The following is a 14,563-nucleotide window of genomic DNA, read 5'->3' as shown; positions in this document are numbered from 1 at the left end:
CCACTAGAACGGTAATGTGTAGTTCTACTACACTATTAATTACTCATAACGTAATGCTTCAATTGGATCTAATTTCGCAGCTTTGTTTGCTGGAATTAATCCAAAAACAATACCAAGTGTCATAGAGAATAGCACTCCTCCAACGACAACTTCCCATGAAACGAGCGGTGGCCACTTCGCAAATGTGGAAACGATATATGCCCCGCCATATCCAAGACCAATTCCGATTAAACCACCTAGAAGCGTTAACATAACTGCTTCAATTAAAAACTGTAATAAAATTTTACTACGCGTCGCTCCAAGTGCTTTACGTACTCCAATTTCGCGCGTACGTTCTGTTACAGATACGAGCATAATGTTCATAACACCAATACCACCAACGACTAGTGAAATACCAGCGATACCGCCGATGATCATCGTCATAATGCCGGTCATCTTTGAAATACCTTCTTGAAGTTCTTTTAAATTCATAACTTCGTATTTACCAGTTGCATCACTCGGTTTACGACTGTTTAAGACATCTGCAGCTTTTTTACCTGCTTTTTCTAAGTTATCTACATTTTTTGCTTGAACAGAAATATTTTGAATTTCATCTTTTCCATACAGTGTCGGCCATAATGAAATTGGAATTAATGCTTCTGATGGTCCCATTCCCATAAACTCGTTATCTGATTTGTAGACACCAATAATTTGCATCGGTTGACCCTTCATTTCAATAATTTTACCGACTGGATTGGCATCCTTAAATACCTTTTCCTCCATTTGTTTACTAATCATGACAACGTTATTACCTTGATCCACATCTGATTCTTGTAAAGAACGTCCCTTTAACAACTTTACTTTATTTACTGAAAAATACTCACTGTCTAATCCAGTAATACTCACCATTTCTACTTTATCTTCAATATCAAGTGGTTCCATACTTGAATTTGTTGTTACAACATGTGAGATTTCTGGGATTTTTTTAATTTCAAAAATATCTTCTTCAGTTATTTTCGGTGCTTCTACCATCCCCATACCAAAAGGATCATTCATATCAGCACTATAATGAATCGGAACCGTTTGATTACCTGATCCAACAAATTGAGATTTCAATGCAGCTTCCCCACCTTGCCCAATCGCAACGACGGTAATAATAGAGCCTACACCGATAATAATCCCAAGCATCGTCAAAGCCGAGCGTAGTTTATGAGCTAAAATAGACGATAAGGCAATTTTCATACTATCTAGTAAACTCATACTGCACACCTTCTATCTTCTGTAACTTTCCCGTCTCGCAGTACAATGCGGCGAGACGAATAAGCCGCTACTTCCTCTTCATGCGTAACCATAACAATTGTCGTACCTTCTGCATTAAGCTTCGTAAAAATATCCATAACTTGCTCACCAGACTTCGTATCTAGCGCACCAGTCGGCTCATCGGCCATAATGAACGTTGGGTTATTCGCAATTGCCCTTGCAATCGCTACACGTTGCTTCTGTCCACCTGATAATTCATTCGGTAAATGATGTACGCGGTCCGCTAATCCCACTTTACCTAACGCCTCTAAGGCACGCTTACGACGTTCTGCTTTCTTCACGCCACCGTATACGAGCGGAAGTTCAACATTTTCCACCGCAGAGAGACGCGGCAGTAAATTAAAATGCTGGAATACAAAGCCGATATATTCATTACGAATTAAAGCGAGCTTTGACTCGTCTGCTGTTAAGATATTCACATCATTCAGCATATATTCGCCTTCTGTTGGACGATCTAAACAACCAATAATGTTCATAAGCGTTGACTTACCAGAACCAGAAGGCCCCATAATCGAAACAAACTCACCACTCTGAATCGTTAAACTAATACCATGCAAAATCGGTACCGCAAGCTTCCCTTGATAATACGTCTTAGCAATATTATTTAGCGTAATCATTTCTCTTTCACTTCCATTCCGTCATACACGTTGTCGGAAGGATTTTTAACCACCTTTTGCCCCACTGTTACGCCTTCAGTAATCTCTGTCCAATCTCCATCAGTAGCACCTTTTTTCACATTTTGTTTACGGAGCTTTCCTTTTTCTTCCATATAAACAAATGCATCATCGTCTTTTTCTACAATGCTCTTACTTGGAACAGCAATCATCGTCTTATTCTCTAAGTTTACTTGTAATGAAACATGGTAACCTGGAGATAAACCGTCTTGGCTATCAAGACTTGCTTTATATGTATATTGGGACATATTTTGAGTTGCTTCACCTACACCACCAGCTTGCCCCATCTCTGCACTCGTTGGGAATTCACTTACCTCTGTAATCTTACCTGTCCACTTCTTCTTATTATTTGCTTTCGCAGTTACAGTGAATGTTTGATCCTTTTGGATTTGTGACTTCTGAAGCTCTGTTAAAGTCCCTTGAACTTGGAACGGGTCTTTAGAAGCAACTTGTAAAAATGCCTTCCCTTGTCCACCTAACGCTTGAGATGAACTTTGCGCCGCATCTTTATCTAACTTTTGAACAACACCAGCAAAATTACTATAAATCGTAAGCTCTTTCTGCTTTTTATTTAACTCTTCTTTCTGTAACTTCCCTTTCTCTTTCTCAAGGTCAGTTGTTTTTTGCGCTATTTCTAACTCACTTACTTGCTCTTCCATCGGATCTGTTACTTCTTTCCCAGCTCCGCTATCTTTCACCTTCTTAATTTCTTTCTTGAGCGAATCAATCTTCTTTTTCCCTTGATCATAACGCATATCTGCCATCTTCTGATCAAGCTCAGCTTGCTTCATTTGAAGATTAATCTCTTCATTATCATAAGAGAATAACTTCGTACCTTTCTCTACCTCTTGTCCCTCTTTTACCTCAATATCTTTCACTTTTCCTTTAGCCGGATCCGCATAGAAACTTTCAATATTCCCAGGCTTCACCTGACCAGAAACTAACTTCGTATTATTCAGCTTACGCTCTGTCACTTTCTCAAAACTTACAGCATCAGCCGTTGTTGATGCGCCCTTCTTCTTACCTTGCATAATAAAAATATTAACTGCTGCCACAATAACAATTAGTGCAATAACTCCGATAATAATCCATTTTTTCTTCTTATTTGGAGTACGAACCGTATTTGGTAACATATTCTCTCTCCCTTTATAAATTAATAGTTTAATAAACACCACAATTGTATAAAACTTTCTGAAAAATATTCATATATTATTACAATCATTTTACAAAGTTTTACACATTCATTTATATTGTAACAAAAATTCCAATGATTAGAAATATGACATCGTATCTTTTAAGATAGTTTTAAGGAAATATTATATTATATAGAAAAAGCCATCCAAAATTATAATTGGATAGCTTTCCTAATAAACGATTATGCTACTTTAGAACTTTTTCTCTCATGTCCCATTTGAACAATCAGTAAGAAAATTGTTGATAAAATACCGCCTGCCAACAGTAACATGAAACAACCATCCCAGCCCGAACGATCAACAATAATACCAATTGCTGCGTTTGCTACGAAGCTTCCTCCAACATACCCGAACAGACCACACATACCAACTGTCGTACCTACTGCAAATTTCGGTACTAATTCCATTGCACTTAAACCAATTAAAAACTGTGGTACATAAATTAAACAACCGATAACAGAAACTGCAATACTCACAACAAGTATGCTAGTCGCTTGCCAATATACAACCGTACCAACAACAACCCCGGCCATACTCATAACACATAATGGCATACGTTTCCCTTTAAATAATTTATCGCTTAAAAATCCAACAATTAAAGAACTTGGAATCGCTGCTGCCTCAAATATTGAATACGCCGCATGCGCTTCTGTTTTTGTAAAACCTTTAACTGTTGTTAAGTAAATTGGTACCCAGTTAATAACACCAAAGCGAATTAAGTAAACAAATGCATTGGCAATACATAAGAACCAAACAAATTTATTTTTCACTACATATTTCATTAAAATTTCTTTTGATGACATCTTATTAGCATTATCTGCTTTTTCAAGATTTTCATAGTCATTACGATACTCATCAATTGGAGGAAGACCTTCAGATTCTGGTGTATCCTTCGCATTAATCCATACTAGAACTGAAATTACCATAGCGATAATCGCTGGGAAAATAAATACGCCACCTTGCCAATGACTTTCACCAAAAATGCCTACACCAATTCCAATGAATGGCGGAACAAGTAATCCACCAACGTTATGTGAAATATTCCAAAGACCTGTTTTCGTACCACGTTCTTTCTTTGAGAACCATTTCGTCATAACAATACTACAAGGTGGTGCTCCCATACCTTGCACAATACCGTTTAGAACAAGTAAAGTTAAAATCATCCCAAAGGAAGATGCATAGCCGAAACAAATATTAACAAGCCCAGATAAAAATAAACCTACTGCAATAAATCGTTGAGCAAATGCCTTATCCGATAAATTCCCCATGAAGAATTTACTAAGTCCATAAACAACAGCCATTACTGCCCCTAATAAACCGATTTGTGTCGTGCTAAATCCGAACTCGTCTACTAAATACGTAGTAGATAAATTAAAGTTACTACGAACTAAATAATAAGCAGCATATCCAACTGAAATCCCGATCAACACACGAATACGTAGTAATTTATATACACGGTCGATCATATCCGCTGGTAATCTCTCAATTGCAGGTGCTGGCTTAAGCCATTTAAACATATACTCTCGTCTCCTTTTCTCACTTTTGAGAGAGACGCTGTCTATTCCATATCTCGATTATTCCACTATTTGATATATTTTGGTTCGTCCTTCTAACCGGCTGTCCTTCTATTTCTTTCTCATTCTTCGCAAACATCGTTGGTACGCCAAACGAAACTTTTTCTAAAATGTGACCCGCTTCTTCTGATAAACAATAATCAATAAATAAATCCGCAATAATACCACTCGGTGCACGTTTTAGTTTCGAAACCGCATTGACAGACAAACCTGTTTGCTCAGGTTCGTTACTTAAAATAGGAAAGCCTCGTTTTTGAAGCATTCTCTGATCTCCCATAAAATTGATGCCTATCATATATTCACCACTTGCCACAAGTTCCGCTGGTATGTAACCATTCACTGTTACTTCTCCAACCTGTCCTGCAAGATGCTTCACATACGCCTTCGCTTCCTCTTCACCTAAAGTATCAATAAGTGATTGAAAAAACGTATATGCAGTACCCGAAACATTTGGATCTGGCATAACAATCTTTCCTGTGTACGCAGAGTTTAATAAATCTTGCCACCTGGATGGATACGGTAGGCCAAGCGGTGCTATTTCTTCGTTCCACCGCTCTTTATTAATTGCGATTGCCAATTTCTCTACTTCGTAACCGTACCAATAACCATCTTTATCTTTAACAGTTTTTGAAATACGATTCGCATGCTGGCTCGTCACAGGAATAGACAGATCTTTTTGCTTCATCATTTGATGTGCATCTACTGTACCGCCAATAATAATATCCGCTTTCGGGTTTCCAGATTCTTCTTCCACTCTTCGAAGAAGTTCTTCTGTCGAAAGACGAATAAATTCATACGTACATCCGCGCGGTTTACAAAATGATGAAAGCAATGCCTCACCAACTTCCTCACGGGCCGCTACATATGCAACAAGATGACGATCATCCAAAATAGGGAGACCACTTTTATTATATTTAATAGAGGTTGTATCTCGAGAGCAACTAGACATCGCTCCTCCAATTACTAGCAAAAAGAAGAAAAAGGCTATCTTTCTCATGACGCATTCTCCTTTACGAATAACTCTGCTAGAGAGCCTTTCATATACATGACATTCCCGTTATTATCACCGAGGTATTGCACAACAAAGTACGATGGATACACAGAAATCGTCAGAATATCTTCACGCTCATTCTTTACATGCTTACCTGATTTATAAGCTGTAATATAAGCAATCGGTTCATTCTGTGATTGTAATAATTTCTGAATTTCTCCGTAATCTGTAATTTGTTTTGCGTACCGAATAGAATCAAGCATGTGCGTAAGATTGATAGTACGTACTACATTCCCTTGACGTACTATGACATCCTTTGCTGAAGCGAAGAAATCACTAATACGCTCGGGCGTGTAATACAGGCTTAACAAATACGTTTGAAATGCCGAGATCATCGGATCAGTGCCCTTCTTTCCGTATACGTTCGCCTCATACTGGAACAAGTCACCTACTGCAAAAGTACGCTTATGTCCATTCAAGTACGTTACTTCTCCAGTAAATACTTGTTCTTGGCTCTCTGCCTCTCTCGGTTCTATTCGAATTCGGTCAAAGAATGAAACAATTGTATGTAAACGAACTTCATCCGTTACAACAATTTCTCCCCACTTTTCATGTCTTACTTTCACTTCAATTGGAAGAGATTCGTTCACTCTTTGTAAAACGGCTTGTTTGTCATTCACAATTGTGATTCGATTATATGTTTGTTTCTCCACAACATAAAACAAAACAAGAGAAACAATGATACAAAAGACAAACATAAGAATTTGAAATGATAGCCTTTTCATTTCTGCCTACCTCCAAGATAAAAAAACGTTGTTTCGAAAATACCGCATAATTGTTTCATAAATGTATCATTTAACCGCTTTCAAGTTTTTTATGTCTTCCATTCGTCTTGGAAGCAAAAATGTAATAAATATCGTAGTACCAATCTCTTCACTGCTCTCAATTCGCATACTTCCGCCTTGCTTATTCATAATCTCCTGACAAATATACAAACCATATCCGTTCCCATAACTAGAAGGAAGCATTTTCCCTCCTGGAGACCCATTCCACTCGGCAAGTACATCCTCATCTATACCGATACCATCATCATGAACAAAAACCTTCGCCTCATGCTCACTTACAATTACATTCATGCGAATTTGCGTAGCATCACTATATTTAATTGCATTATCAAGTACATTTAAAAAGATTTGCTTCGTCTTATCAAAATCCGCAACGACATGTACATCCGTTAACTCATTTATCACTTCAATCTCAAATTGCTGCAGACGAGGTTTCACAATTGAAACTGCTTCTTCTGCTAATTCTTTTATATTCACAACTGTAGGTGACACTTCAAACGTACTCGTCCCGTACTTTGAAGACTTAAGTAATTCCTCTACAAGTGATAATAGACGCTCACTTTCTACAGCTACATACCGGAGACTCTCTTGCACATCTTCCTTCGAGTGTAACTTCGGAATTAAATCAACATAACCGATAATTGCCGTAAGTGGTGTCTTCAACTCATGCGTAATACGGTCCAAGAAATCTTTCTGTTTCTCTTTTTCTTCCTTCAATTGCTTAATATGCAGTTCAATTCCATCAGCCATCGCATTAAAGGATGCTGAAAGCTGTGCAATTTCCACATACTCATTTAGCTCAATCTTACTTTCATAATCGCCATTCGCAAGCCGCTTTGCCATTTGTCTCAACTGATCAATTGGCCTATGAAGAGACCTAGCTAAACGAACCGCAAAGAAAATACCTGCAGCCACTAAACAAAGAGATGTCATTAGAAAAGTCCAGCTCACATTTGTTAAAACTTCCTTCTCACCCGTTAACTCATCTATAAAACGAATACTCCCAATGACATCGTTTCCATAATAAACCGGGCTTGAAAACAAAAGAATGGGTGCTGGCTCTCCTTCCGCAAAAACATAAGCTTTCTTACCCTTCAAAGAACTCTCAATATCAATATTTCGATGAAGTAACGCTCCTTTTTGTGTATCTGCAACAACATCTCCATTCTTTCCTATCATCTGTACACGAACATCCATCCGCTTCGCTAAGTACGAAGCAATTAAAAGCGAATTCGGACCTAACGTCTCGATTTCTGCTTCTTTCTCTAAATAATTCATCGTATAAATTTGTGCCTCTACACTTAACTTCTCAAGAGAATCTGCTGCATTATGATACATATTCTTCTCTAGTGAAATATAAACAACCGTATACAAAAGAAAAAGAATTGGAATCAACAATCCAACTATTCCAAATACCATATTCCGTTTTAACGACATATTATCACCACTTAACAATCCAGCTTATAGCCAACGCCATAAATTGTTTTAATATATTCTCCGCTCGTACCAAGCTTCTTACGCAATCTTTGCACCATAATATCAACCGCTCTCGTATTTCCGATATACTCAAAGCCCCATACTTTCTCAAGTAACTCATCTCTCATAAATACACGCTGTGGATTTGAAACAAACAGCTGACATAAATTAAATTCTCGGTACGTTAACTGAATCTCTTGTCCACTAACATGTAATTTTCTTTCCTTAGGACAAATTATTAACTCTCCAGCTCGAATTACTTCGTGGCTTGTAGTGACCCCCTCCTTCTTCACACGCCGACTCATATTCTTCACACGAAGAATGAGCTCCGCATAATTGAAAGGCTTCGTTACATAATCATCCGCACCGAGTTGCAAGCCGAGCAGTTTATCATTCATCTGACTCTTTGCAGTTAACATGAGTACTGGAATATCTCTATCCTTTTCACGGAACAAGCGAAGTAACTCATACCCATCTGTATCTGGAAGCATAACATCCAAAATCAATACATCCGGCCCTTCATTCCACTTCTCTAGCGCTTCTCTACCATCAGCCGCTACTAATACTTCATATCCTTCCATCTCTAACTGCATTCGAATCAAATTACGAATACTCGATTCATCATCAACTACAAGTATTTTCATCCTTATCCTCCTTCCATCCTGTATTATAGTACAGTTTAGTATAGCAAAAATCATACAAAAAAAGAGAGGATATTGTCGAACATATGTTGAACGACAATACCCTCTCTTTCACTTATTATATTTACTTAGCATATCCATTCGGTTGTTTTTGATGCCAATTCCAAGCATGCTCAATGATTGTTTTCACATTTACATACTTAGGATCCCATCCTAACTTCTCTTTTGCCTTCTGAGAAGAAGCAACTAAACGTGCTGGATCTCCCGCACGACGCGGTGCTACCTCAGCAGGAATTTCATGATTTGTAACTTCACGAACTGCATCAACGATTTCTTTTACACTGAAACCATTACCGTTTCCTAAGTTATAGAAATCACTTTCTCCGCCGTTTTGTAGGTTTTTAAGTCCTAAGAAATGAGCTGCTACTAAATCTTCAACATGAATATAATCACGAATACAAGTACCATCTGGTGTATTATAATCTTCACCAAACATCATAATCTTCTCACGTTGACCTAACGCCACTTGCAATACAAGAGGAATTAAATGTGTCTCTGGACGATGATCTTCCCCAATAATACCATTTGGAGTTGCACCAGCTACGTTAAAGTATCTGAAGACCTTATATTTTAAGTTTGACGCTTGGCTATACCAATGAAGCATTTTTTCAATTGCTAATTTTGTCTCGCCATACGTATTCGTTGGATTTGTTACAGTTTCCTCAGTAATAAGATCCACATCTACTTCGCCGTAAGTTGCCGCAGTAGAAGAGAAAATGAACTTATCTACTTTAAACTCGTCCATTACTTCTAATAAGCAAAGTGCGCCATACACGTTGTTGTTATAATATTGAAGAGGTTTCTCCATACTAACACCAACTAAAGAATCAGCCGCGAAATGCATAACCGCTTCAATATTTTCTTGTGTAAAGACGTCTCTTAAGAAACTTTTATCACGAAGGTCTCCTTTATAAAACTTTGCGCCTTCTGTAATTGCATCTTCATGACCTGTTTGTAAATTATCAACTACTACTACAGATAAACCTTCATCTACTAATTTTTTCACAGCGTGTGAACCGATGTAACCAGCTCCGCCACAAACCAAAATTGAACTCATGTTATTCCTCCTACTATACTCAATACAACAAATATATAGTTTCTCTCATACACTTTATGCTTACCTATATTTTACCATAAACACTCATTTAAAATAATATAATGTGAACCGTAACGACAACTAACTTCTTAAAGTGGCAAGCTTCTCTTCAACCTTCTCTAAATCCTCGACAGAATCTATTTCAAAGCTGGCATTGCTATCAATTTCATATAAATGAACATTCAGATGACCAATATTATCTTTCACAATATTATCCCAATACAGCTCACTAAAGTCTTCTTGCTCCACTGCTTTTTCTAACTCTTTTACGATATAATCCGCATCGTCCTTACACCAATAGGAAAGGCCACATAAAATGTAATCATCATGACCGTCACCAATTTCAATATCGTACACTTTCTTGCTCTCATCATGCTTAATAATCCATTCATTGCGGAAATCTTCTTTCCTTGCACTAAAGTATAAAGATGACTCTGGTTTTTCAATAAATATATTACGATGTAAATACACATCAGCATCTACCACATACGCATCTGCCAAATATTCACGCACTACATACATCGTATAAATATTGTTATACACATTATATTTATCGTTATATACAAGACGTATATTTTCATATTTATCAACAAGATAATTAAATTTTTCCGATAAATATCCAGTAACAACAATAATTTCATCTATACCAATCTCTTGTAAATATTCAATTTGTCGTTCTAGCATCGGTTTCCCGTTTACCTCTACTAATGACTTTGGTTTCGTTAATGTTAATGGGCGCAAGCGTGTCCCCATACCAGCTGCTAATAAAATCGCTCTCATGCTACCTCTCCTCTATATTTCTTTCTCTTAATAAATTCATTTGCATCCGCGACTGTTAAAACAGCCCCTACAATAATGAATAAACAACAAATAATTAATTTCCAAGAAAATGGTGTTCCCATTACTAATATAGAAATCCAAATCGCCCAAGCTGAATATGTAATATTCAGCCCCATGGCTTTCGTTGGGCCCAGTTCATGGATTGCTTTATAGTAAAAAATGTACGAAGCCGTCCCAATTAACGCCACAAAGATAATTAAGATAAATTCACTACTTACCATAACTTCTTTCGTTAAAAAATGCCCGCCTAATGTCGGTAAAATGATCAGTCCATATGTTACAGACGAAACAAGTTGGCGAATTTGCAACGCCTCTTCTGGCGAGACTTCCCCATCCTTCATACCGTAGGCACAAATAACACATTCTAATCCCCAACCTATAATACAAATCAAAACAAAAATAAAACCTAACATGTAGTTTTGTGTTGCAAATCCATCACCGGTAAAGCCAAGAATAATAATACTACTAATGCTTATTACAAGCCCTAACCAATTCCAAGAGCGTAAACGTTCTTTTAAAAACATAAATGCAAAAAATGCTCCAACGGCTGGATATATGGCTGAAATTGCTGCCGTATACGAAGCCCCTATATACTTTACAGCTAATACATAAAACGTCATCCCTAAAGGTCCGCCCATTAAAGCACCTAACATTACGAAACGACCACTTCTTGTTTTTAATTTAGAAAGCGCTGTTCGTAATTGACCTTTAAGTCCCATATAGACCATCATCCACAATGTCGACATAAAATCATGTAAAAATGTGCTAACAAGCGGCGCAAGGAATATAACTTGCTCCGTTTCCAACATAACTGTCGAGGATAATATAATCCCAATTAAAACCGTATCTATAGCCCAAGCAAATCCGGAGAACACACCATAAAAAATCCCTCTACTTTGCTTTCGATTCATACTGGTATCCTCCATAGTACTCTAAAAATAACTGTAAATTTTCTTTTGCCCGCGTATAACGATCCATTCCATATGTTCCGAAATCACTACCCGCTGCTTCTTTAATCTTTGTCCAAATACTCCATAAAAAGTCTTGGAAAATTTTATTTAATAAGATTCTTTGTCGATGCAATTCTTCTACTTTTCCATTAAAATAGTAATCTAAAAATAACTCTTCATCTTCAGCTGAGAATTCACACTCTAAACTATGCGCTGCAATATCCCACATCGGATCATTCAAGCCGCCATACTCCCAGTCGATTAAATACATCTTGTTTTCTCCATTTTTCACAAAGTTTTCAGCAACAGTATCATTATGGCAAGGTGTTAACTGAACATCCATTTTCTCATACATCGCTTTTAATCGCATAACTTGCTTCTTTACCTTTTTATAATCAGCAAAATTTGAACCATTTGATTTACTTAATAAACCTTCATAATGCTCAATTTTCTCAAATACATTAAACGTATTACTCATCGCTGCACTTGATTCATGTAATTCCTTCAAAATAGCTGCCGTTAACTGCATATTATCGCTACGTCGCGCCGTTTTCGGATTCAATGTTTCTGCATTTGAAATAAGCTCTGCTAACTTCACACCTGTTTCTTCATTAAAATATAGAAGCTCAGCGTCAATTCCTAGCTCACTTGCCAAATTAGAATTCACCATTTCATCATGACGACTAATCATTTCTTCCGTACCGCTTCCTGGAATACGAAGTACATATTCTGAATCCCCGACACTTACCTTGAAATTCGTATTTGTCATACCACCAAATGGTTGAATATTTGTAATAGCATCTTCTGGAATATTTAAAGCCTCCATAACGTGACCTTTAATTTGTTTTTCTTTAAACTCTGCTTCTTTTCTCAATAAACGAGGGTAAATTTTATTCCTCACAACTTCATATTGCTGTTTTGTATCAATTTCTGCCCACACAATATTTTGTAATTTGATATGCCCAATATCATATGTTCTTGCAACATCAAGAAGTAAATATTCATAATTCACATACGGATTTTGATTATGATTAAACAGCTCCAACATATTAAGGAAAACATCATAAGAAAGTTTTGAAATTCCAATCATCTCGCCATCAATACGATTTAATTGATGAACATCTTTCGAAATTTTATACAAATTCCCGTTTTGAATCTCTACAAATGCCTCATCACCAGAACCACTTTCATTCGTAATCAATACACAGTCCCGTTCCGGATATTGTAGCAATTGAGAAATCGCATCTTCTTCTATTAAAATATCATCTTCAATTAATAGAAAATCATCTGTAATTAAACTTTGAACACTTGAAAGTGAAGCCATAGAGCCTGTCCATTTATATTTCGGATTTTCTACAAAGTATACTCCTTGCTCTTTATTCCAAGAAGCAAATTTTTCTTTTTTATATCCAGAAACAATAACAACTTTTTCAATTCCGTTATTGTGTAATATCTCTAAATTTCGATTTAAAAGTATTTTATCACCAATGGATAATAACCCAGATGGTTTACCTAATTCCTTACGATTTCCTGCCGCAAGAATAACTGCTTGCTTAACTTTTTTATACTCTCGCTGATGAATACGAATCTTTTTTTGCTGCAGTGTAGCTAACTCGCTCTGCAAAAATTTAAGACCCTGTTCTTTCACATAATAGCTTATATGTTTTCCATTTTTTTCACTAACAACATAATTTTTTTTCGTCAAATCATTTATAATATAATTCACTTTTCCGGTAGATATCCCACTACGTTCTGCAATTTTCTTCTGACTTAAATGTGGTTCTTTATTAATAATTTCTAATATATCAAGCATATGTTGCATGTGTGGTCCCCCATAACATCGATAATACATTCAAAATTTGAACGCAACATTAATATTATCACTAATAAGGTGTAATGTAAATTTGTTGTAAAATTTCAGTAAATACAGTTTTACATTTCTCCTATCACCTAAAATAAAAAGAAGTGCCCCTGCTTATTTTGCACAGGGGCACTTCTTTTTATTTATAAATAGCCTCAACGTTATTGGCTGACACAACTTTAATATTACTAGCAGAATTTGCAAAATCCCAATTCTCATCCTTAATCATATAATTAGGACCATAGTTCTCAATAAGATACTCTTCAACATTTGAAGGAACAGGGAATTCTTCGCCCTTGAATGGCATTAATTTCGTTCCTAACAATGTAGAACTTGCTGTTTTCGTTTTCCACCCTGTAAGGATCTTTTCAGTTCCTCTTTCCTGCGTCGACATCTCATCCGTTCCTTCAAAGAAGTAACACCATACTTTATTAGGATCTTCCGAAAAATAATAGAAAAGATCGATATGAGTTCCTTTATAAGTGAAAGTTTGCTCTACAACATGACCATCAACTGTGAACTCCCTAAACGTCTTAACACCTTTATCATTTAACGTTTTCTCTAGTGCTCTTTTCTTCTCTTCACTTATATTAAAAGTACCAATATCCATATCTAAATCATGGCTTATGAAATCTTTTTCTCGCACAGCGCCAAGTAACGTGCCATAATCTAACCAAAATTCTTGATCATGCTCTTTAAAAGCTTCTTGCACTAATAGTAAACACTCTACTCCATATTGTTTAATATTGTTTCGTACTAATTGCAATTGCTTATTCGCACGATATTCTAAAGGCTTTTTTAACAATGTACGAACTAGCTTATTTCCTTCAATAAATTTTCTAATTTCTTGTTTAAATCCCATATAAAAATCCTCGCAATAACATCTATTTAAAGTAATATAACGGAATAAAATCACTCACATATCTCCGTTATTTTCTCCGTTTCCTACACCATCATACTATTTGACAACAAATTTTTCAAAGGGAAAGTCAGATTTTTGGATTGATCGTGTTGTATAAATGAAAGCAAATTACTTATGCTATAACAAATAACCACCAAACTT

Annotated in this window: 13 protein-coding genes; all 13 read right to left on the bottom strand. The window is 36.4% G+C overall.

What is annotated here, in order from left to right:
• Window positions 1–39: 39 nt before the first annotated feature.
• Window positions 40–1,239 (bottom strand): ABC transporter permease, encoded by a 1,200-nt coding sequence (locus A6J74_RS18285; RefSeq protein WP_000054399.1) that lies wholly within the window; start codon window positions 1,237–1,239, stop codon window positions 40–42.
• Window positions 1,236–1,916 (bottom strand): ABC transporter ATP-binding protein, encoded by a 681-nt coding sequence (locus A6J74_RS18280; RefSeq protein ID WP_000631624.1) that lies wholly within the window; start codon window positions 1,914–1,916, stop codon window positions 1,236–1,238. The genes A6J74_RS18285 and A6J74_RS18280 overlap by 4 nt, the downstream gene beginning before the upstream one ends.
• Complete coding sequence (locus A6J74_RS18275) at window positions 1,913–3,106, bottom strand: efflux RND transporter periplasmic adaptor subunit (protein ID WP_000937339.1); 1,194 nt, start codon at window positions 3,104–3,106, stop codon at window positions 1,913–1,915. The genes A6J74_RS18280 and A6J74_RS18275 overlap by 4 nt, the downstream gene beginning before the upstream one ends.
• 242 nt (window positions 3,107–3,348) lie before the next feature.
• On the bottom strand, window positions 3,349–4,683 hold the full coding sequence (pgtP, locus tag A6J74_RS18270) for an MFS transporter (RefSeq protein ID WP_000477577.1): 1,335 nt from the start codon (window positions 4,681–4,683) through the stop codon (window positions 3,349–3,351).
• A 19-nt stretch (window positions 4,684–4,702) separates the two neighbouring features.
• Window positions 4,703–5,737 carry an ABC transporter substrate-binding protein gene (locus tag A6J74_RS18265; protein ID WP_001225623.1) on the bottom strand — a complete coding sequence of 345 codons (1,035 nt, stop codon included), beginning with the start codon at window positions 5,735–5,737 and terminating at the stop codon, window positions 4,703–4,705.
• Window positions 5,734–6,516 carry a DUF3919 family protein gene (locus tag A6J74_RS18260; RefSeq protein ID WP_000826601.1) on the bottom strand — a complete coding sequence of 261 codons (783 nt, stop codon included), beginning with the start codon at window positions 6,514–6,516 and terminating at the stop codon, window positions 5,734–5,736. Before A6J74_RS18260 ends, A6J74_RS18265 begins: the two co-directional genes overlap by 4 nt.
• A gap of 66 nt (window positions 6,517–6,582) precedes the next feature.
• The gene (locus A6J74_RS18255; RefSeq protein ID WP_000054070.1) at window positions 6,583–8,013 is read right to left on the bottom strand and encodes a sensor histidine kinase; all 1,431 of its coding nucleotides are present in this window, start codon (window positions 8,011–8,013) and stop codon (window positions 6,583–6,585) included.
• An 11-nt stretch (window positions 8,014–8,024) separates the two neighbouring features.
• Window positions 8,025–8,696 (bottom strand): response regulator transcription factor, encoded by a 672-nt coding sequence (locus tag A6J74_RS18250; protein ID WP_000699590.1) that lies wholly within the window; start codon window positions 8,694–8,696, stop codon window positions 8,025–8,027.
• Window positions 8,697–8,817: 121 nt separating this feature from the next.
• On the bottom strand, window positions 8,818–9,810 hold the full coding sequence (gene galE, locus A6J74_RS18245) for a UDP-glucose 4-epimerase GalE (RefSeq protein ID WP_000095043.1): 993 nt from the start codon (window positions 9,808–9,810) through the stop codon (window positions 8,818–8,820).
• A 120-nt stretch (window positions 9,811–9,930) separates the two neighbouring features.
• The gene (locus tag A6J74_RS18240; protein WP_001201615.1) at window positions 9,931–10,629 is read right to left on the bottom strand and encodes a sugar phosphate nucleotidyltransferase; all 699 of its coding nucleotides are present in this window, start codon (window positions 10,627–10,629) and stop codon (window positions 9,931–9,933) included.
• A complete protein-coding gene (locus A6J74_RS18235) occupies window positions 10,626–11,600 on the bottom strand; it encodes a DMT family transporter (protein ID WP_001080586.1) in 975 nt (324 codons plus the stop codon). The genes A6J74_RS18240 and A6J74_RS18235 overlap by 4 nt, the downstream gene beginning before the upstream one ends.
• Window positions 11,581–13,461, bottom strand: a complete 1,881-nt coding sequence (locus A6J74_RS18230) for a phosphocholine cytidylyltransferase/choline kinase family protein (RefSeq protein ID WP_001164445.1) — start codon at window positions 13,459–13,461, stop codon at window positions 11,581–11,583. The genes A6J74_RS18235 and A6J74_RS18230 overlap by 20 nt, the downstream gene beginning before the upstream one ends.
• A 178-nt stretch (window positions 13,462–13,639) precedes the next feature.
• Complete coding sequence (locus A6J74_RS18225) at window positions 13,640–14,362, bottom strand: LicD family protein (RefSeq protein ID WP_000505982.1); 723 nt, start codon at window positions 14,360–14,362, stop codon at window positions 13,640–13,642.
• Between the last annotated feature and the right edge of the window lie 201 nt (window positions 14,363–14,563).

Source organism: Bacillus sp. FDAARGOS_235, from assembly GCF_002073415.2.
GTDB classification, from domain to species: domain Bacteria; phylum Bacillota; class Bacilli; order Bacillales; family Bacillaceae_G; genus Bacillus_A; species Bacillus_A toyonensis.
This window is presented reverse-complemented; position numbering and strand designations above follow the sequence as displayed.

Excerpts from the sequence above, each read along its gene's own strand:
- A6J74_RS18285 (WP_000054399.1), bottom strand. The coding sequence starts at position 1,239 with ATGAGTTTACTAGATAGTATGAAAATTGCCTTATCGTCTATTTTAGCT.
- A6J74_RS18280 (WP_000631624.1), bottom strand. The coding sequence starts at position 1,916 with ATGATTACGCTAAATAATATTGCTAAGACGTATTATCAAGGGAAGCTT.
- A6J74_RS18275 (WP_000937339.1), bottom strand. The coding sequence starts at position 3,106 with ATGTTACCAAATACGGTTCGTACTCCAAATAAGAAGAAAAAATGGATT.
- pgtP (WP_000477577.1), bottom strand. The coding sequence starts at position 4,683 with ATGTTTAAATGGCTTAAGCCAGCACCTGCAATTGAGAGATTACCAGCG.
- A6J74_RS18265 (WP_001225623.1), bottom strand. The coding sequence starts at position 5,737 with ATGAGAAAGATAGCCTTTTTCTTCTTTTTGCTAGTAATTGGAGGAGCG.
- A6J74_RS18260 (WP_000826601.1), bottom strand. The coding sequence starts at position 6,516 with ATGAAAAGGCTATCATTTCAAATTCTTATGTTTGTCTTTTGTATCATT.
- A6J74_RS18255 (WP_000054070.1), bottom strand. The coding sequence starts at position 8,013 with ATGTCGTTAAAACGGAATATGGTATTTGGAATAGTTGGATTGTTGATT.
- A6J74_RS18250 (WP_000699590.1), bottom strand. The coding sequence starts at position 8,696 with ATGAAAATACTTGTAGTTGATGATGAATCGAGTATTCGTAATTTGATT.
- galE (WP_000095043.1), bottom strand. The coding sequence starts at position 9,810 with ATGAGTTCAATTTTGGTTTGTGGCGGAGCTGGTTACATCGGTTCACAC.
- A6J74_RS18240 (WP_001201615.1), bottom strand. The coding sequence starts at position 10,629 with ATGAGAGCGATTTTATTAGCAGCTGGTATGGGGACACGCTTGCGCCCA.
- A6J74_RS18235 (WP_001080586.1), bottom strand. The coding sequence starts at position 11,600 with ATGAATCGAAAGCAAAGTAGAGGGATTTTTTATGGTGTGTTCTCCGGA.
- A6J74_RS18230 (WP_001164445.1), bottom strand. The coding sequence starts at position 13,461 with ATGCAACATATGCTTGATATATTAGAAATTATTAATAAAGAACCACAT.
- A6J74_RS18225 (WP_000505982.1), bottom strand. The coding sequence starts at position 14,362 with ATGGGATTTAAACAAGAAATTAGAAAATTTATTGAAGGAAATAAGCTA.